We start from the raw sequence: 17276 nt of genomic DNA on the forward strand, positions 1-17276 counted from the left end.
CCCCCCATGGTCACATACGGACGATGAGACCGCCGACGTAGCGTCCGGCCAGTAGGTCGATGAGAGCCTGCGGCGCGCTGTCCAAGCCTTCGACAACCGTGCACGGCTCGCGTAGCCCCGACTTGTGCCACTCTTCGCGCAGATGGGGATGGTCGGCGGCGGTGAACCCGCGCAGGGTGACGCGCTTGCCGATCAGTGTCATCAGGTCGAGTTCCACGGCGGCCGGGTCACCGCCGAGCTGGTGGGCCAGCGCTCCGCACAGCGCGATTCTGGCCCCTGCCCTGGCCAGCTGGACGGCCTCGCGCAGCTGGTGCCCGCCGACGGTGTCGAGCACCGCGTCCACTCCGTCGGGCGCCACGTCGGCCATGCCGCCTGTGTGCCGGTCATAGACGGCGTCGTAGCCGAGGTGGGCGGCGCGGTCGGGGGAGCCGGTGCTGCCCACCACGCGGACCGCGCCGAGCAGGCGGGCGATGGGAGCGGCGATGCTGCCGACCGCGCCTGTCGCCCCCGTCACCAGGACCGTGTCGCCGGGCCGTACCTCCGCCGCGGCGCGCAAGCCCACATAGGTGGTCAGGCCCTGTCCGAGGTGGCGCATCGCCTCCTCGGCGGAGGAGACCGGCTCGATCCTCTGGTAGGCGTCGACGACGGCGTATTCACACCAGCCACGGCCGTGCCGCACCCAGTCACCGGGAGCCAGATCGGGATCGGTGGAGGCCACCACCTCGCCCACCGCGGGCCCGTACATGACCTCGCCCGCCTGGTAGGCGGGCATCGGTGCGGCGGAACCGCTCATGAGCGTGCGCATGGCGGCGGTGACGGCCATCCATCGGTTGCGCACCACCACCGGGCCGCCGATCGGGGACCGAGTCAGCCGGAAGAGGCCGAGCGTGACCGGCCGGCCGGTGGGAACGTGGGTGTCGAGGCGGACCTCGCGCGAGTCGAAAGCCATGCGCCGATCGTCGACCTTGACGTAGGCGTCAGGGTCAAGCCCACCCCCGGCACTTCCCAAACGCTGGAGCCGACGGATCCTGAATCAGCGACGGTCACCTCATGCGACGGGGCCACACGCTGCCACGAACGGGGTGCCGGGAGTGTGGCCGGGGTCCGGTAAGTTGGCGATCTTCGGCTGGCGCAGGCTTCCGGAGTCTCTGAAGGCGAACACCCGTGATGAACCTCGACCGGACGCTTGCACGATCGCGCCTCGACGCTGCTCTTGACGACCTTGCCGCGACCTTCCGCGGGATGACCGCCCACCCCGACGAGGTCAACTGCGAGTGCCATTGGGGCAGCGCGCAAGACCTCGCGCGGCTGAAGGTGGCGGACGTGGAGCTGGACCCCGACCTCCTGCGTCGCACCTGGGGGGCTCCTGACTGGGATGACCACGCGTCCGTGTTGCGCCGTATCCTGCCTCAGTTCGCTACGGCCCTGGTCGGCGGCTTCGTCGAGCCTCTGTTCGGTATGGAGGAGGTCGGACATTGTTTCGCGCGCGGCCAGTGGCAGCGGTGGCCTGCCGAGCAGGCCGCGGCGGTGCGGGAATTCCTGCACGCCTGGTGGGCCCACACGCTTACCGATTCGGATCCCGCCGTGCCCGCGTACGAGGTTCTCGCGCTGATCGCTGAGGCGTCCGGCATGCTCAGCCCGTGGCTGAGCACCTGGGAGACACTGACCGGCACCATGGCCGACCAGCGCCTGGCCGAGGCGATGGCGCACTGGGAGTACGACCTGCTGGGAGACAAGCTCCCCTGGGACGCCTGGGAATGGGAAGGCGCGGAAGAAACGCGTGCCGAGCTGACGGCCTGGCTGGTCCGCCATGCGTCTGTTCGGCTCCGAAGCGACGCCGTCCCCGAGGAACTGCTTCACCGGGTACGACTGCTCGGTCTCACCGGTCCGGCCCGCTGGGAGGATCCGCATTGGCCTGGCCACAGCTACTGAGTTCGCGAACGCCGGCACCGGGCCGTCGTCTCTCGTTCTGTTCATGCGCGTTTCCGCGACGGCACGCCCCCGGACGAGCCCGGCGAGGACGGGAGGATCGGTACGGATCGTGGCGGCAGAAGTGGACGCCGTGACGTCTCGTATGGTTCGCACCGGTTTGCCAGGTGATCATAGGTCATCGCAGGATTGATCTCTGGTTGACCTCGCCCCTGATAGAGGCTGTGCACTGACATCGGTCCGAGTAAGGAAGATCCGCCATGCCCACCAAGACGCTGCAGATTCCCACCCCGGACGGCCAGGCCGACGCTTTCGCCGCCTTCCCCGAACATGGCGAGCGGCACCCGGGGGTGCTGATGTACATGGACGCCTTCGGCGTGCGGCCCGCGCTGAGGGAGCTGGCCCGTGAACTGGCCGAGCACGGGTACTACGTACTCGTCCCCAACCTCTACTACCGGCACGGCCCGGCACCGGTGGTCGAGCTTCCCGAGCACATCGGAAAAGAGATCCGGCCCGCGGTCTTCGCCCGGTTGAGGCCCTTGCTCAAGGCGCACACCACCGAACGCGCCCTGCGCGACGCCGACGCCTACCTCAGGTTCCTCACCACCCAGCCCGAGGTCGGCGCCGGACCGGTCGCCGTGATCGGCTACTGCATGGGCGCCGTCTTGGCGATGCGCACCGCGGCGGCCCACCCCGACCAGGTGGCCGCCGCCGCCGGATTCCACCCCGGCCCCCTGGTCACCGACGCCCCCGACAGCCCGCACCGCCTCGTCGCCAAGCTCACCGCCCAAGTCCACCTCGGCCTCGCAGAAAACGACATGACGCCCGAGACCATCAGCGAGCTCAACCAAGCCCTGGATGTCGCGGGGGTCGGCTACACCTGCGAGATCTACCCCGGCAGCGTCCATGGCTTCACCATGTCCGACACCGACGCCTTCAACCCCTCCGCACTGCGGCGCCACTGGGACCGCCTGCTCCCCCTCCTCGACCGCACCCTGGCCAACAGCTGAGGCTCCGGATCGGAAACCGAACCCGAAGCACACGGCTTCCCCGCCCCGCGCCTGGCGGTACCGGCCGAGGAGGTCGAGCCGCGCCCCGAAACCGCGGACGTCTTCGGGGTGAAGAGCCTCCCGGTCACCTGGTTGGACGCGGGGGACGCCGCTGGGCGCGGTCCCCTTCCGGGCTCCTGACCGTCCGAGGCCGAGGGGCGGGGCCCGCCGGTTCGACGGGCCCCGCCCCCGTTCCCGCTGGTCGGTAGCGGGTGGCGGGATCGGCCCGTTACCCGGCGTAGGTCTCGAACTCGGCGACCTTCGGCGTGCCGGTCGAGCCGGTGATCCTGAAGGTGATCTTGCTTAGCGAGGTCGGGGCGAAGGTCACGGCGCCCGCCCCGCTGCCGGATTTCAGGACCGCGCCGGTGCCGCCGTTGACGACCTGCCAGGACCCGATGGCGCCCGCGGAGCCTGACGCCTCACGGATGACGACGCTGGAGATCGTCTTGGCGGAACTCCATTTGATCGAGATGTCACCGGTCGAGCCGGCCGGCGACCAGTAGGTGCTCAGGTCGCCGTCGCGCACGTTGCCGTAGCTCGTCCCGTCGGCCTTGCTGGAGCCGTCGGAACCGGCCCCGATGCTGAGGTTGGGCCCGCCGGGCGAAGGAGTGATCGTCGGCGTGGGGGTGGGAGTCGGCGTCACCGTCGGGGTCGGCGTCGGGGTCGGTGTCTGGGGTGAGCAGCTGCCGTTCGACACCCGCAGCCCCTTGTTGGCGCCCGCCGTCTGGCGGACGATGTCCGGCACGCAGCTCGCCCCGTCGAGGCTGTAGGGGTACGGAATGCCGACGGTGGTGTTGGACTGCGGGTTGGGTCCGGCGGGAGCGTTGTCACCGCCGGGGGCCGACCAGGTCACGTTGTCGAAGATGTTGCCGCCGACCTGCCAGTAGCCGGCCTCGCTGGTGTAGAAGGTGCCCAGGACGTCCTTGGAGTCCTTGAAGTGGTTGTTCTCCACCTTGGCTCGGGCCCCGGCCCGGGAGTTGATGCCGGACTCGTGGAGGTTCACGTAGGAGTTGTTGTAGATGTGGGCTATGCCGCCACGCAGCAGGGGTGTGCGGGAGTCGATGTTCTCGTACAGGTTGTGGTGGAAGGTGATGAAGCCGTTCGAGCGGTCGCTCTCGCTGGACCCGATGAGCCCGCCGCGGCCGGAGTTGCGCAGGGTGCTGTAGGACAGGGTCACGTACTGGACGTTGTCCTTCATGTCGAAGAGGCCGTCGAACCCCTCGGACTCCCCGCCCGAGGCCTCCAGGGTGACGTGATCGACCCAGACGTTGCGGACGGTGCTCTCCATGCCGATGGCGTCACCTCCGTTGGAGGTGGGCGAGCCCGACTTCTTGACGTTCCGGACGGTCACGTTCTGGATGATGATGTTGCTGGAGTCGCGGATGTGGATGCCCAGCTGGTCGAAGACGGCGCCGTTGCCGACCCCGATGATCGTGACATTGCTGATCTGCTTGAGTTCGATCACGCCGGCGGCGGTGTTGCAGCTTCCGCCCGACACCTTGGTGGTGTTGCCGTGATTGATGGTCCCCTCGACCTCGATGGTGATCGGGGTGCCGCTGCCGGCCCGGCCGCACAGGGCCGCGTGGATCGCGGTCCCCGTGGTGGCCCGCACCGTCTGCCCGCCCGCACCGCCGGTGGTCCCGCCGTTGCCGGTCGCGTAACCGGTGGCGCCGCCGACCGCCGCCGACGCCTGGATCACCGGCAGAGCCACACCGGCCATCGCGACCACCGCGGTCGCGGCCAGCGCAGCCTGGAGTCGCAACGCGACTGCTCGTCTCATCCTGGTCTCACCTTCGTGTTCGAACACCTGGTCCGGGGAAGTGGTCACCGACCGCCACGTGGCCGGCGTAGACGTGCGCGTACCCGGACCGGACGCGGAGGTTCGGGTCTGTCCATATCGGCCCCCTCTTGGACCGGATAGAGGCGCACGAATCCATACAAGGCAACACGGAAAGCGCTTTCCGACTACTTGGACCATAACGACGACCGTCAAAAGACGTCAATGGCGCGGGCGGAAGCTGCAACAAACCTGCACACGCGCATGTGAGCTCATGCGGCGTTCCGCTCCCGCCCGATGGACGCCGGGGTCCCGCTCAGGCTCGGGCGGGACCCCGGCCCGGTGGTGATGACGAAGCGCGCGAACCGTCACGCCGGCCGGCGACGCCAGGTCGTCGCCCTTCACGTACGGATCACCTCGCACACCACCGGGACGGTCTTCATGGCACGGAACGGCCTGACCCTGAAGACGGGGTCAGGCCGGTACCGGCGCGTGGTTACCTACCGCCCCCGGAGAGGACCGCGCTCAGAGATGTCTCAAGGATGTCCAGCCCGGCGTGCAACTCCGAATCGCTGATCGTGAGCGGCGGTGCGATCCTAAAGATTCCCCCCATTCCCGGCAGCTGGACGATGTTGATGTGAAGCCCGCGCTCCAGGCACGCCATCGTCACGGCGTTTCCGAGCGTGTCCGCCGGGGTTTTACTGAGCTTGTCCGTCACCAGTTCCAGGCCCTGCAGAAGCCCGCGGCCGCGGACATCGCCGACCACCTCGAAGCGCTCACGCAGGTCCAGCAACCGCTCGTTGAGCTGCTCACCCAAAGCCGCGGCCCGCGCCACGAGACCGTCGTGTTCGATGACGTCGAGCACGGTCGCCGCGACGGACGCCGCGAGCGGGTCCGAGACGTGGGTCGTGAAGAACAGGAACCCGCGTTCGTGACAGACCTCCTCGATCCGCGACGAGGTGACGACGACCGCCACCGGCAGGCCCGCCCCCAGGGTCTTGGAAAGCGTCAGAAGATCCGGGACGATGCCGTCGCGTTCGAAGGCGTACAGCTCGCCGGTGCGTCCGAGTCCGGTCTGGGCCTCGTCCACGATCATCAGCATCCCGCGTTCGGCGCACATCGCTTTCAGCCGCCGCAGGTATCCGGCCGGTAGCTCGATGATCCCCCCGGAGGACAGGATCGGCTCGACCATGCACGCGGCCAGGCTTCCGGACGACTGCTGGTCGACGAGAGCGAACCCGTACTCAAGCTCGGCCTCCCAGTCGTAGGACCCGTCCGCGTGGCGGAAAGGAGAGCGATACGCGTTCGGCGACGGGAGCGTGAGATTGCCCGGCATTGGCGGTCCGTACCCTCTTCGACCGGCCGAGAAGGTGGCGGAGGACGCACCCGACGTCATACCGTGCCACGACCGATCGAACGAGACGATCTCATACCTGCCGGTGTAGAGCTTGGCCATCTTGATCGCGGCCTCATTGGACTCCGCGCCGGTACTCAGCAGCAGCGTCTTGCTCAAGTCACCGGGAAGTGTCGACGCGAGCCGGCCGGCCAGCTCGACGACGGGCCGGCTCAGCATTCCGCTGTACAGGTGATCCAGCGACGAGATCGACCGTGAGACCGCCGCGACCACGTCGGGGTGGGAGTGCCCGAGGATCGAGCTCATCTGCCCCGAGGTGAAGTCGAGGATCGCCGTCCCGGCGTCGTCGTACACGTACGACCCCGCCGCCCGTTCGATGACCCTTGGAGTGAACGTCGCACCGTATCGGATCAGGTGATATTCCACATCATTCCAAAATGACGCGTCTCTCACGTTTGCTCCTGCTCCTGTTGGCATGGCCATCTGTCACCAGATTGTCGCCCGGCCGACGTTCATGATCGAGACAGGGTGTCCAACCGACGGTGAACGTCGGCCGCGCTGCGGTGCCGGTGCGGGTGAGCCTCGCACTCACAAGCTCGTCACATCGTTACCCGGCCAGCCGGAAGGGGCGCCGCCGCGACGACCGCGTGGCGCCGGGCGGCGGACACCGGGCGGCGGACACTGGACACCGGCCGGGGAAACACCGTCCTCGGCCTCACCGGGCCCGGGAAACCGGAGCCCGGCGCGCCTCCCTCACCCACGTGAAGCGTGCGAGGGATCCCGGCGCGCGTTTTCGAGGCCGGGTGTTCCCTGACCCGGCAAGCGCCGGACCACGACGCCGACGAACCGGTCGCGGCGCACGAAGCCGTAGTACCGGGAGTCCCAGCTCGTCGCGCGGTTGTCGCCGAGCACGACGAGGGATCCGCGCGGCACCACCGTGCCGGCTATCTCGTGGACGTCCGGGTCCTCCCATCCGACGGGCACCCGGTCACCCGGCACGGCCACGGCCCGCTTGATGAGGAGCGGACGGCCCCGCTCGGGTAAGGGCTCCGCGGCGTGCGGCGGGTCGGGGCATACGAAGACGACGAGCTGTCCCGCGCGCACCCGCTTCGTCCTGCGGACCAGCAGGCGGTCGCCGGATCGCAGCGCCGGCTCCATGCTCGTGCCGTCGACGGTGGTGGCCAGGAAGCCCCGGCGGGCCCAGAGCGCCAGCAGGCCGGCGGCCAGCAGCATCCCGGCGGCCGGGAGGGCGGGTGTCACAGGGCCTCCTGGTATCCGGCGGCCTGGAGATGAAAAAGCCTGGCGTAACTGCCACCGGCGGCGAGCAGGACGTCGTGCGACCCGTGTTCGGTGATCCGCCCGTCGTTCAGGACCGCGATGTGGTCGGCGTCGCGGACGGCGCTGAGCCGGTGGGAGATCAGCAGGCTGGTGCGGCCCCGGCGGTGCTCCCGCATACGGGTGTGGATCTCGTGTTCGGCCTCGGGATCCAGGCCTGAGCTGGGTTCGTCGAGAATCATCAGATCGCCGCCGTCGCGCACGAAGGCCCGGGCCAGCGCGAGGCGCTGCCACTGCCCGCCGGAGAGAACGACCCCGGTCACCGGGTCGTCCCTGTCGTTCCCGATCACGAAGATGCGGGTGAGCGGCGTGTCGTAGCCGCGAGGGAGCCCGGCGAGCTTGTCGTGCAACCCCGCGCGCGCGGCCGCCTCCTCGATCCGCCCCTGATCGTCCAGTGCCGTCAGGTCACCGAGGCCGATGTTGTCGCCGGCCGTCATGTCGTAGTTCATGTGATCCTGGAAGACGGCGCTGATCCGTTCGCGCAGCATGGCCGGGGGGATGTCCCGCAGATCCGTTCCGTCCCACAGGATCTGTCCCCGGGTCGGGTCGTACATCCGGCACAGCAGCTTGACGAGCGTGCTCTTCCCCGCGCCGTTCAGCCCGACGAGCGCGACGGCGCATCCGTGGGGGATCGTCAGGTTCACCCCGCGCAGGACCCAGGGGTGGTCGTCGCTGTAGCGGAACCACACGTCCCGCAGTTCGATGCCCTGCCGCAGCCGCGGGGCGCGCCCCCGCTCGGCTCGCGGGAGATCCGGTCCGGCCGTGATGACGGCGACGTAGTGGGTGAAGGCCAGCAGCCGCGCCTGCCCGCCGGAGATGGCCGACGTCAGCGCCCCCAGGGCGGACTGCACGCCGATGACGGCCGCGAGGAACATGGAGACGTCTCCGACGCTCAGCTCGCCACGCCGCGCCGCCGTGATCGCCCACCACAGGCCGGCCCCGGCCACCGCCGCGCTCAACACCGTCAGTCCCCACTGGGCGCGGAGTTCCCGGAGATCCATCCGCCGGACGGCCGCGTTCGCCGATCGCCGTTCGCCCATCATCCGGGCACGCAGGAACGCCCCGATGCCGAAAAGGCGGATCTCCGTGGCAGCTGCGACCCCTGTGAGCAGCTGACTGTAGAAGAACTCCCGCCGGTAGAACTGTTCGATGCTCCACTCCATGCTCGACCGGCGCCGGGCGAGGTGGAGCTCGGCGGCGATCGCGGGAAGGGCGGCAAGGAGCACCACGACGGTCATCGCGGGGCTGAGGATCAGCATGGACGCCACGAAGCCGACGAGGGACAGCGCGCCGCCGAGAGCGTTGCCGATGCTGTCGACCAGCTCGGTGATGCGGCCGGTCCCCTCCTGCGCCAGCCGGAGCCGGTCCTGGAAGGCCGCATCCTCGAAGTTGCGCAGGCCGACCTGGCGTTCGGCCGCGACGAACAGCCGTTCGGTCGCGACCAGGTTGGCGGACCGGCCGATCTGAGCCCTCAGATAGCGGAGCATCACCGGCAGGGCGGCGGCACCCAGTCCGGTGGCGATCAGCCCGAGAGCCAGCCCTCCGACCGCGCCGTGCGGGGCCGTCAACCGGTCGAGCACCAGCTTGGTCAGCCACGCGGTCGCGACCGGCGCCGCGGCCGAGACCAGGGTCATCAGCAGGAACCCCGCCACGTCCCGCGGCCCCGACCGCCAGATGAGCGAGACGGCCTCCGAGACGGCGGCGCGCAGCTCCCGCGCGCCGACGCGCGGCTTCCCCTCCGGGTCACCGCTCACCGCTGCCCCTTGCCCGCGACGCGGTCACGCCGGTCGGGGAGGGGCAGTTCCTCCATCCGGGCGCCCGTGGCGACGACCCTGTGATCGTCGCCGACCAGATACAGCGCGGGCGTCCAGGTGTTCTGGAACGCGCGCGCCACCGGTCCGCCGTCGCGGTCGGCGACGACGACCCTGGCCACCGGGGTGAGTGCCCGTACCGCCGCCTCGTCGTCGCCGCCGAACACCGCCAGTACGTTCTCGCGCCCCAGCTTCCGCGCATGCTCGACGAAACGCGGTAGCAGTTCGTGGCAGGCTTCGCAGTCGGCGGAGAAGAAACCGACCACCCCGGTCAGGGTGTCGTGGGACACCGGCTCGCCATGGGTCGTCACGGCGCCGAACTCCCCGATGGAAGAGCCCGGTCCCAACGCGGACAACGGGTTCGCGAGAACGGCCTGTGCCCTCATCCGGCGCAGGATCCCGATCGTGAGCAGCAGGTTCAGCAGGCACAGCACGCCGAGCAGCACCACGGCGGCGGCAAGGTAGGGCATCGGGAACTCCTCGCGAACAGGTCGACGATGTCGTCGAGGGAAATGATCAGGGCCGCTCCGGCGAGGCCCCCGCGGCCGCCGGACCGGCCGGCGCGGGCCGGCCGCCACGTGTCGCACGCCTACGGCACTCCTCGTGGAAAGCCCGGGCGGCGGCGTGGCGCCACCGCCCGTGCCGTTCCGGCGGCCAGGTCAGCAGGGGCCCACGTAGTTCCACTCGCAACCGGTCTGCGGGCAGCAGAAGCGCCACCACTTGCCCGGGCGGCCGGCGGAGTTGCAGAAGTAGCCACCACTGCAGGCGGACACCCTGGCCTTCGGAACGATCCGATTGATCATTCGATCGATGAGGCGGCTCACACGTTTCTCCTTCGCGTCTTCTGGGCTGGAGTCACCGGTCACGCGTCTCGGGTGGTTCGCTTCCCGCTCCCTCCCGTGAACCGGTTGACACGGGTTGATCGCGGGTTCAGCATCAGCCAGGAAAGTGGCCAAAACCCTGCAGATTTCTCAATCACCTGGCCAATGGGGCAAACAGGAAGCCGGCGCTACGGGGGAGAGACCATCATGGAGTTGCGCATGCTGGGCCCGCTGGAACTGTGGACGGCCGGCGGGCCGGTGGATCTCGGGCCACCTCGGCAGCGGGCCGTGTGGGCGGCCATGGCGGTGGACACGCCACGGCCGGTGCCCATGGAGACGATGGTCGACCGGGTCTGGGGCGAGGCCCCGCCGGAGCGGGCACGGCACGCGCTCCATGTCTACCTGGCCCGGATCCGGCGGGTGCTGGAACACGCGGACCCCGGCGAGGGAGGATCGGCCCGGCTCACGCGCCGCAGCGGAGGGTACGCGCTGGACGTCGATCCCGAGAGCGTCGACGTGCATCGCTTCCGGCGGCTGGTCGGGCAGGCGCGAAGCGGGCGGTGCACGGAGCCGGAGGAGGCCCGGCTGCTGCGGCAGGCTCTGGAGCTGTGGCGGGGCACGCCACTGGGCGGCGTCGAGGGTGACTGGGTGGCCCGTGTGCGGCAGGCGTGGCACCAGCAGCGTCTCGACGCGGCGGCACACTGGGCGCGGGCGGAACTGCGCCTCGGGGACGCCTCCGCGGTCATCGGCCCGCTCACCGACCTGCTGCTGGAGAATCCCCTGTCGGAGCCGCTGGTCACCGCGCTGATGCACGCCCTGCACGCCGACGGGCGCGTCCCGGAGGCTCTGGACTGCTACGCCGCCTTCCGGCGGCGGCTGGCCGACCAGCTGGGCCTGGATCCCGGAAACGAGCTGCGCGAGCTGCACCGGGCGATCCTGTGCGGCAAAGCCGGCGGGGCCGGTCCGGCGCCCTCGCCCGTACCGGCACAGCCGTCGGCGACGGAATCCGGCACCGCCTCACCGGCGGCCACGACGGCTACGGCGGCTACGGCGGCTACGGCGGCTACGGCGACCATGGAAATCACGACCGTCCCGCCGGCGCAGCTGCCGTTGGACGTGCGCGGGTTCACCGGGCGCCGCGCCGAGCTCGCGCGCCTCGACGCGATCCTCGCCCTCGGCGCGGACCAGCCCACCGCGGTCCCCGTCTCGGTGCTGTCGGGTACGGCCGGGGTGGGCAAGACTGCGCTGGCGGTGCACTGGGCCCATCGGGTCGCCGCCCGCTTCCCCGACGGTCAGCTCTACGTCAACCTGCGCGGATTCGCTCCGGACGGGCCGGTGACGACCCCGGGCGAGGCGCTCGGCGGGTTCCTGCACGCCCTGGCCGTACCGGGCTCGCGCCTGCCGCCCGACGTGGGTGCGCAGACGGCGCTGTACCGCAGCCTGCTCGCCCGGCGGCGGATGCTGGTGGTCCTGGACAACGCCCGCGACGCCGAGCAGGTGCGGCCGCTGCTGCCCGGGGCACCCGGCTGCCTGGTACTGGTGACCAGCCGCAACCGGCTCACCAGCCTCGTCGCCGTCGAAGGCGCCCACCCGCTGCTCCTGGAACCGCCTACCGTCGCCGAAGCGCGGCGGCTACTGGCCGGCCGTCTGGGCCCCGAGCGCGCCGCCGCCGAACCCCGCGCGGTGGACGAGATCATCACCCGGTGCGCGCGGCTGCCCCTGGCCCTGGCGATCGTGGCCGCCCGCGCCGCCGGGCATCCGGCCTCCCCGCTGGCCGCGTTCGCCGACGAGCTGCGCGACGAGCGCGACCGGCTCGACGCCCTCAGCGCGGGCGATGAGGCCGGTGAGGTCCGCGCGGTCTTCTCCTGGTCGTACCGCACGCTGGGCGCCGCCGCGGCACGCCTGTTCCGCCTGCTCGGGCTGTCCGCCGGCGCCGACATCGCCACGGCCGCGGCGGCGAGCCTGGCGGGCGTCAGCCCGCAGGCGGCGCGGGGCCTGCTCGCCGAGCTGACCGCGGCCGGCCTCGTCACCGAGCAACAGCCGGGCCGGTTCGCCGCGCACGACCTGCTCCGCGCCTACAGCGCCGAACTCGCCCGGCGCGACACCGCCGCCGGACGGTGCGCGGCGACGCGTCGATTGTTCGACCACTACCTGCACACCGCCCAGGCGGCGGCCGTACTGCTCAACCCGCACCGCGACCCGGTGACGGCGGCGGAGCCCGAGCCGGATGTGACGCCGGGCGACGTGTCGGATCCCGAGCGGGCGACGCACTGGTTCACCGCGGAACACCGGAACCTGCTCTCGGCCGTACGGCAGGCGGACCGTTCTGGATTCGACGTCCACGCCTGGCAACTGGCCGTGACCGTGACCGAGTTCCTGGAGCGCCGGGGGCACTGGACCGACCGGATGGCCGCGCAGCGCACGGCGCTGGAGGCGACCAGGCGTCTCGGTGACCTGCCGAACCAGATCAGGGTGCTTCGCGGCCTGGGCAACGCCTGCGTCCAGATGGGCCGTCTCGACGAGGCGCGTACCCACCTCGCGGAGGCGCTGGCGCTGGCCGCCGAGCACGGTGACGACACCGGCCTCGCCCATGTGAACATCACCCTCGCGCTGGTGCTGGAGGGACAGGGCGACTACCGCACGGCACTGGAGCACGCGTCGCGGGCCCTGCGCCTCTTCCGCTCGGCCGGCCACGTCACCGGGCAGGCCAACGCCCTCAACATGATCGGCTGGTGCCACGCCCGGCTCGGCGACTACGCCGACGCCCTCGCCTGCGGCGAGCAGGGCCTCGTCCTGCAGCGGCGGGCCGGCGCGCGGTTCGGCCAGGCGTGCACGCTGGACAGCATCGGCTACGCCCATCACCACCTCGGCCACTTCGACAAGGCGGCCGACTGCTACCGGCAGGCGCTCGCCCTGTTCCAGGAACTGGGCGAGCGCTCGTTCCAGGCCACCATCCTGACCCACCTCGGCGAAACGCACGCCGCGGCGGGTGACCTCGGCGGCGCCCGCGACCACTGGCGGTCCGCGCTGAAGCTCCTCGACCAGCTCGACGGCCCGGACGCGGCGGCGCTCCAGGAGCGGATACGGCATCTCGGCAGCGGCACCGCCGGATAGCCGGGCCCGGTGATCCCCACCCGTCCGGTACGGTCACCCGGCCCCCCACCGGCTCCAGTTGAGCCAGGCGAGCGGCACGACCAGCACGGTCGCCGTGACCATGACCGCGACCAGGCAGCCGATCACGACGCCTGTCAGCGGGGACGGCCGCGGATCGGCCGGGCCTTCGGCGCCCGGACCGGGCGGGCGGCTCCGTCGCCGCCACAGCGTGCCGGCCAGTACTCCGATCGGCACGGCGGGGATGACCGCGAGCAGCCCGTACAGCGCGACGGTGTGCAGATCGGCGGCCAGTCGCGAGGCCACCACCTCCGGCAGGCAGCTGGACGGGCGCGTCCCCATCAGGTCGACGCACCGGGCGGCGGCGTAGGACCCGAGCTGCCCGGCGGTCGCGACGACGGCGGTCACCGAGGCGGCCAGCAGCGCGAGACCTGGGCGGTTGCGGCGGGCGACGCCGGCGGTGACGAGCGCCACGGCCGCCTGGACGAGCACCGCGATCACGAGGTAGGCACGCCAGTACGCGAGGTCGAAGTTCGCTCCCTCCGCGCCGAGGTCGTGCCGCACCGCCTCCGGCACCACGGCCCGCGCCCAGTGGGGCAGCGCGACACCGGCGGCGATCACGGCCGCGCCACCGGCCGCCCCCACCGCCAGCGCCCGCCGCAACGACGCGCGCCCCCGCCCCGGGGCGCGCCCGCGCAGTGCCCCGATCGACGGGACGAGCCACAGCAGGGCCAGACCGGGCAGCGTGGCGGGGTTGAGCTCGACGAGGTTCAGCGTCGGGAAGGCCTGCGCGCAGCCCATGGCCTGGAAGAAAGCGGCCGGATCGCCGGAGGCCAGCCCGCCGAGCCAGCACCCGGTCGCGGGGTACGCCTCCCGGGAGGGCCCGCCCTCGTCCAGCGACACGTACCAGGCGATGAACCACGGGAACGCGGCGATCACGGCGGCCACCGTCATCCACCGGGCGTGAGCGACCGACAGCATCCCCCGCGCGGCCGACCGGAACCACCAGGCCACCAGCACGCCTCCCGCCACCAGCGGCACCCCGGCCGCGGCCAGGGTGCCGAGGTCGCCCCACCACACCCGCGACGACGCCAGCGCGTACGGAGTCGTGTTGAACGAGTAGATCAGCAGCGGTAGCGCGAATCCGGCGAGAACCCCCACTACCAGCACCAGCGGCTGGACCAGGCACTGCCACCACCGGATCCGGCGGTCGGTGTCGCCGGCCGCCGCCCGCCACAGCGACACCATCAGGAACGCGGTGAGCGGCGGGCCGAGCACCGTTCCGACCGCCGCCTCGCCGCCGAAGGTGTTCAGCTTGCCGAACGCGTCCCGGAACAGGCCCCTGACCAGCAGATCCAGGCTGTTGCCCAGCAGCCCGGCCACCACACCGACGCCGGCGAGCTCCCACGGCGTCGGCCGCCACAGCAGCTCGGGTCGCCGGCGTACCGCCGCCCGCCAGGCCGGTGCCGGATGGGTGCCCAGCCCGGACCCCGGCCACGACCACGACCACCGGGGGGCGGCCCCGCGACCCGGCGGGCCGGCCGGCGGGCCGGGGTCCTCGGCCCGGACCGGCTCGTCGTGCGCCACACCCACCGGCTCGTCATGCGCCACGCCCACCGCGTCGGCGTGCAGTTCCCTGACCCGCAGGATGGCGTTGCGCACCAAATACACCAGAACGGCCACCACCAGGGCCTGCCCCACGTCATGCGGCCGGTCCACCATGTAGGGCACGAGCTGGGGCCACATCGCGTCCTCGGTGACCATCGGCCACGGCAGCACGGTGTAGCCGACCAGCCCCAGCAGCGGGACCGCGACGACGGCGACGAACGACCACCAGATCGCGATCGTCAGGTAGGTCTTGTCGACGTCCCGGTTACGCAGGTGCGCCAGCTCGTGCAGCACCACGGTCCGGAACAGCGCGCGGTCACGGGCGTAGAGCGCGATCAGCCCGGCGTCGAGCCGGATGCAGCGGCGCCACGGCAGGCCGAACGCCTGCCCGCCCGCGGTACGGATCGAGCGCGGCGCGATGAACCACGCGGGCGCCCTGGCCAGCCCCATCCTGGATCGCAGTGTGTCCAGATAACCGAGCACCTCCGCGTTGTCCTCGTCCTGGACGTAGGGCCGCAGCCCGCCCCGGCGCCTGATCCACACCGGATGCATCCCGTAGAGCAGCACGGCGACGGTCGTCAGCAGCAGGAATCCGCAGCCGATCCACACCATCTTGTCGTAGAACGCCGGCGCCTGGCAGACGGCCAGCAGCCTGCTGGCCTGCTCGAAATCGCCGGGGGCCGGCATGCCTATCCGCGGGTCGGCGAAACAGCGGGAGAAGACCGAGATGAAGTAATCCCAGTTTCCCGGGACCAGGAAGTAGAGCTCGTAGAACGTGAACAGCCCGCCCGCCATGACGAGCGCGATCAGCATGACGAACCGGGTGGTGGTGCCGGCGGGGGGCATGGCCACCGGGTCCTCGGCCGGCCGCACTGGCGTCACGGCCGGTTCGGCGGGCTCTGCTCGTCACCGGCCCCGGGAATCCGGTGGACGATCGCGTCGGCGATCAGCTCGGCCTGATCCGGTGAGAGCCCGCGCCGCCGCGCGGCGTCGACGGCCACGCCACGGAGCTCGGCGCGCTGTTCCGGGGTGAGCGCCCGCAACGACTCGACGTCCACGTCGTCCGGCCCTGGCACGCCCTTCCCGCGCCGCCGGAAAAGGCGCGCCGCCTTCGACCGCAGCCCGTCCGCCCCCTTCTCGACGTACGGCTGGGTGTAGTGCTGGACCACGACCTGCACCACCCACAGCACCGCGGGCGTCATCAGGGCGGTCACCTCGGCGAGACCGAACCCGAGCGGCCCGCCGTTGCGGTCCTTGCCGGCCAACGTCCGGTCAGGGTCGTCGAAATAGGCCGAGCTGACCGCCGCGAACACCGGCAGCTCCTCGGGAAACACCTCGGCGACCACCCCGTGGCCGATGTCCGCCACCACTCGCCCGGGCATGGGCCTCCAATCACCATGATCCGGCGACCGGCACGGGAGAGATCCGGCCGCCTCGAACGAACGTCACCATCCGCTCATCGGCCGCACGCCTTCCCGCGTTACCGTCCGAGCGCGCTCGGTGAGCGTCGACGAGGTCGTGCGCGGCCACGGGCCGAGGCCGGCGAACCCGGCGGCCTGCTTCGTCACCGGCACGGTGCCGACGGCCGGAACGGTTGCTTCCCAGCGGCCGATCGACGCCGCTCGGCCTTGTGTCCTGCCCGGTGGACGCGGGGTGGCGACTGCCCGCAGAACCCCGCTCACCCGACGCGACAGCCGGACCGCCGGCCTGCCCCATGCTTTCGAGCAGTGCCGAGAGCCGTTTTGGGCGACCAGGCCGCAAGCGGTTCCATGCTCGACCTCAAAAAGAGAGAGGAGCAGACAAAGAGCGTTTCCGAATTGGATTGCCACAGGGGTGACGGCCGGAAGCGTCATCGGCGAATAATGTGGATTCCCGGTGGCCGCCGCGCGGTCGTCGGTCCTTTACCCCGACGACCGCACGGCGGCCGTTTCATTCTTACCGCACTACGGCATGGACGAGCACGGATGCACTAGGAGCGGCGCGGCGAGTGGCCCGGCACCTCGCATTCGTCCCGCATCCGATGTGTCACCGGAAAATCACCACGTCCTCCAGAAGCCATTGTCACACCTGATGCTGCCCCTCAACGCGGCGATATTTCCGCTGACCGTGCAGTATGAGGCCCCGGACGCGGCCCCCCGGCTGATGATGCTGCGCTTACGATCCACTCCCCACACCACGTTGACGTCCAGCCAGACCTCGTCGCCAAGGTTGTACGGGGCGGACAGCGAAAAGGTTTCGCCCCCGCCGGCCGCCTTGTTACCGCTGCAGGCGGCTCTATCGTTTCCGCTTGTCGAGGTCAGCAGACAGAAGTCGGCGACAAAAATGCCGATGTGTTTGATGGTGAGGTTGTACCTGAGCTCCGCACTGGCGGGCGGCGCGGTCACGACTCCGGCCGCCAGTGCGACGCCGGCCAGTGTCGTGGCCAACGTCGCCTTGAAGGATTTACGCATGGGGGGCGCTCCTTACTCATCCGTACGCGTC

At 71.0% G+C, this 17276-nt stretch carries 13 protein-coding genes; 3 read left to right on the plus strand and 10 right to left on the minus strand.

Features of this window, described 5'->3' with window-relative positions; translation table 11 throughout:
* Nucleotides 1–10: 10 nt before the first annotated feature.
* Complete coding sequence (locus ACSDR0_RS17875) at nucleotides 11–949, minus strand: zinc-binding dehydrogenase (RefSeq protein WP_435289948.1); 939 nt, start codon at nucleotides 947–949, stop codon at nucleotides 11–13.
* A gap of 218 nt (nucleotides 950–1167) precedes the next feature.
* Here ACSDR0_RS17875 and ACSDR0_RS17880 point away from each other — a divergent pair, with 218 nt between their 5' ends.
* Both ACSDR0_RS17880 and ACSDR0_RS17885 read left to right on the plus strand, forming a co-directional pair.
* Nucleotides 1168–1932, plus strand: a complete 765-nt coding sequence (locus ACSDR0_RS17880; protein ID WP_435290019.1) for a hypothetical protein — start codon at nucleotides 1168–1170, stop codon at nucleotides 1930–1932.
* Nucleotides 1933–2189: 257 nt separating this feature from the next.
* On the plus strand, nucleotides 2190–2939 hold the full coding sequence (locus ACSDR0_RS17885) for a dienelactone hydrolase family protein (RefSeq protein WP_435289949.1): 750 nt from the start codon (nucleotides 2190–2192) through the stop codon (nucleotides 2937–2939).
* A 268-nt stretch (nucleotides 2940–3207) separates the two neighbouring features.
* Here ACSDR0_RS17885 and ACSDR0_RS17890 read toward each other — a convergent pair whose 3' ends face one another.
* The 6 genes from ACSDR0_RS17890 to ACSDR0_RS17915 all read right to left on the minus strand — a co-directional run bounded on the left by ACSDR0_RS17890 (nucleotide 3208) and on the right by ACSDR0_RS17915 (nucleotide 10079).
* On the minus strand, nucleotides 3208–4758 hold the full coding sequence (locus tag ACSDR0_RS17890) for a pectate lyase family protein (RefSeq protein WP_435289950.1): 1551 nt from the start codon (nucleotides 4756–4758) through the stop codon (nucleotides 3208–3210).
* 493 nt (nucleotides 4759–5251) lie between these two features.
* Nucleotides 5252–6535: an aspartate aminotransferase family protein gene (locus tag ACSDR0_RS17895; protein ID WP_435289951.1), complete on the minus strand. Its 1284-nt coding sequence runs from the start codon at nucleotides 6533–6535 to the stop codon at nucleotides 5252–5254.
* 327 nt (nucleotides 6536–6862) lie between these two features.
* The gene (locus ACSDR0_RS17900) at nucleotides 6863–7369 is read right to left on the minus strand and encodes a S26 family signal peptidase (protein WP_435289952.1); all 507 of its coding nucleotides are present in this window, start codon (nucleotides 7367–7369) and stop codon (nucleotides 6863–6865) included.
* Nucleotides 7366–9198: an ABC transporter ATP-binding protein gene (locus tag ACSDR0_RS17905; protein WP_435289953.1), complete on the minus strand. Its 1833-nt coding sequence runs from the start codon at nucleotides 9196–9198 to the stop codon at nucleotides 7366–7368. The genes ACSDR0_RS17900 and ACSDR0_RS17905 overlap by 4 nt, the downstream gene beginning before the upstream one ends.
* Nucleotides 9195–9725, minus strand: coding sequence for a peroxiredoxin family protein (locus tag ACSDR0_RS17910; RefSeq protein ID WP_435289954.1), 531 nt, complete (start codon nucleotides 9723–9725; stop codon nucleotides 9195–9197). Before ACSDR0_RS17910 ends, ACSDR0_RS17905 begins: the two co-directional genes overlap by 4 nt.
* 189 nt (nucleotides 9726–9914) lie before the next feature.
* The gene (locus ACSDR0_RS17915; RefSeq protein WP_435289955.1) at nucleotides 9915–10079 is read right to left on the minus strand and encodes a hypothetical protein; all 165 of its coding nucleotides are present in this window, start codon (nucleotides 10077–10079) and stop codon (nucleotides 9915–9917) included.
* Between the two features lie 204 nt (nucleotides 10080–10283).
* Here ACSDR0_RS17915 and ACSDR0_RS17920 point away from each other — a divergent pair, with 204 nt between their 5' ends.
* Nucleotides 10284–13190, plus strand: coding sequence for an AfsR/SARP family transcriptional regulator (locus ACSDR0_RS17920; RefSeq protein ID WP_435289956.1), 2907 nt, complete (start codon nucleotides 10284–10286; stop codon nucleotides 13188–13190).
* Between the two features lie 33 nt (nucleotides 13191–13223).
* Here ACSDR0_RS17920 and ACSDR0_RS17925 read toward each other — a convergent pair whose 3' ends face one another.
* From ACSDR0_RS17925 to ACSDR0_RS17935, 3 genes are all read right to left on the minus strand, one after another.
* Nucleotides 13224–15677 (minus strand): hypothetical protein, encoded by a 2454-nt coding sequence (locus tag ACSDR0_RS17925; RefSeq protein ID WP_435289957.1) that lies wholly within the window; start codon nucleotides 15675–15677, stop codon nucleotides 13224–13226.
* Nucleotides 15674–16177 (minus strand): hypothetical protein, encoded by a 504-nt coding sequence (locus ACSDR0_RS17930; RefSeq protein WP_435289958.1) that lies wholly within the window; start codon nucleotides 16175–16177, stop codon nucleotides 15674–15676. Before ACSDR0_RS17930 ends, ACSDR0_RS17925 begins: the two co-directional genes overlap by 4 nt.
* A 654-nt stretch (nucleotides 16178–16831) precedes the next feature.
* On the minus strand, nucleotides 16832–17245 hold the full coding sequence (locus tag ACSDR0_RS17935; protein ID WP_435289959.1) for a hypothetical protein: 414 nt from the start codon (nucleotides 17243–17245) through the stop codon (nucleotides 16832–16834).
* Nucleotides 17246–17276 lie beyond the last annotated feature (31 nt).

The organism is Streptosporangium sp. G11, from assembly GCF_051192615.1.
Lineage (GTDB): Bacteria > Actinomycetota > Actinomycetes > Streptosporangiales > Streptosporangiaceae > Streptosporangium.

Bases quoted from the DNA above. Each gene is read 5' to 3' on its own strand.
- ACSDR0_RS17875 (WP_435289948.1), bottom strand. From the start codon at position 949: ATGGCTTTCGACTCGCGCGAGGTCCGCCTCGACACCCACGTTCCCACC.
- ACSDR0_RS17880 (WP_435290019.1), top strand. From the start codon at position 1,168: ATGAACCTCGACCGGACGCTTGCACGATCGCGCCTCGACGCTGCTCTT.
- ACSDR0_RS17885 (WP_435289949.1), top strand. From the start codon at position 2,190: ATGCCCACCAAGACGCTGCAGATTCCCACCCCGGACGGCCAGGCCGAC.
- ACSDR0_RS17890 (WP_435289950.1), bottom strand. From the start codon at position 4,758: ATGAGACGAGCAGTCGCGTTGCGACTCCAGGCTGCGCTGGCCGCGACC.
- ACSDR0_RS17910 (WP_435289954.1), bottom strand. From the start codon at position 9,725: ATGCCCTACCTTGCCGCCGCCGTGGTGCTGCTCGGCGTGCTGTGCCTG.
- ACSDR0_RS17920 (WP_435289956.1), top strand. From the start codon at position 10,284: ATGGAGTTGCGCATGCTGGGCCCGCTGGAACTGTGGACGGCCGGCGGG.
- ACSDR0_RS17930 (WP_435289958.1), bottom strand. From the start codon at position 16,177: ATGCCCGGGCGAGTGGTGGCGGACATCGGCCACGGGGTGGTCGCCGAG.
- ACSDR0_RS17935 (WP_435289959.1), bottom strand. From the start codon at position 17,245: ATGCGTAAATCCTTCAAGGCGACGTTGGCCACGACACTGGCCGGCGTC.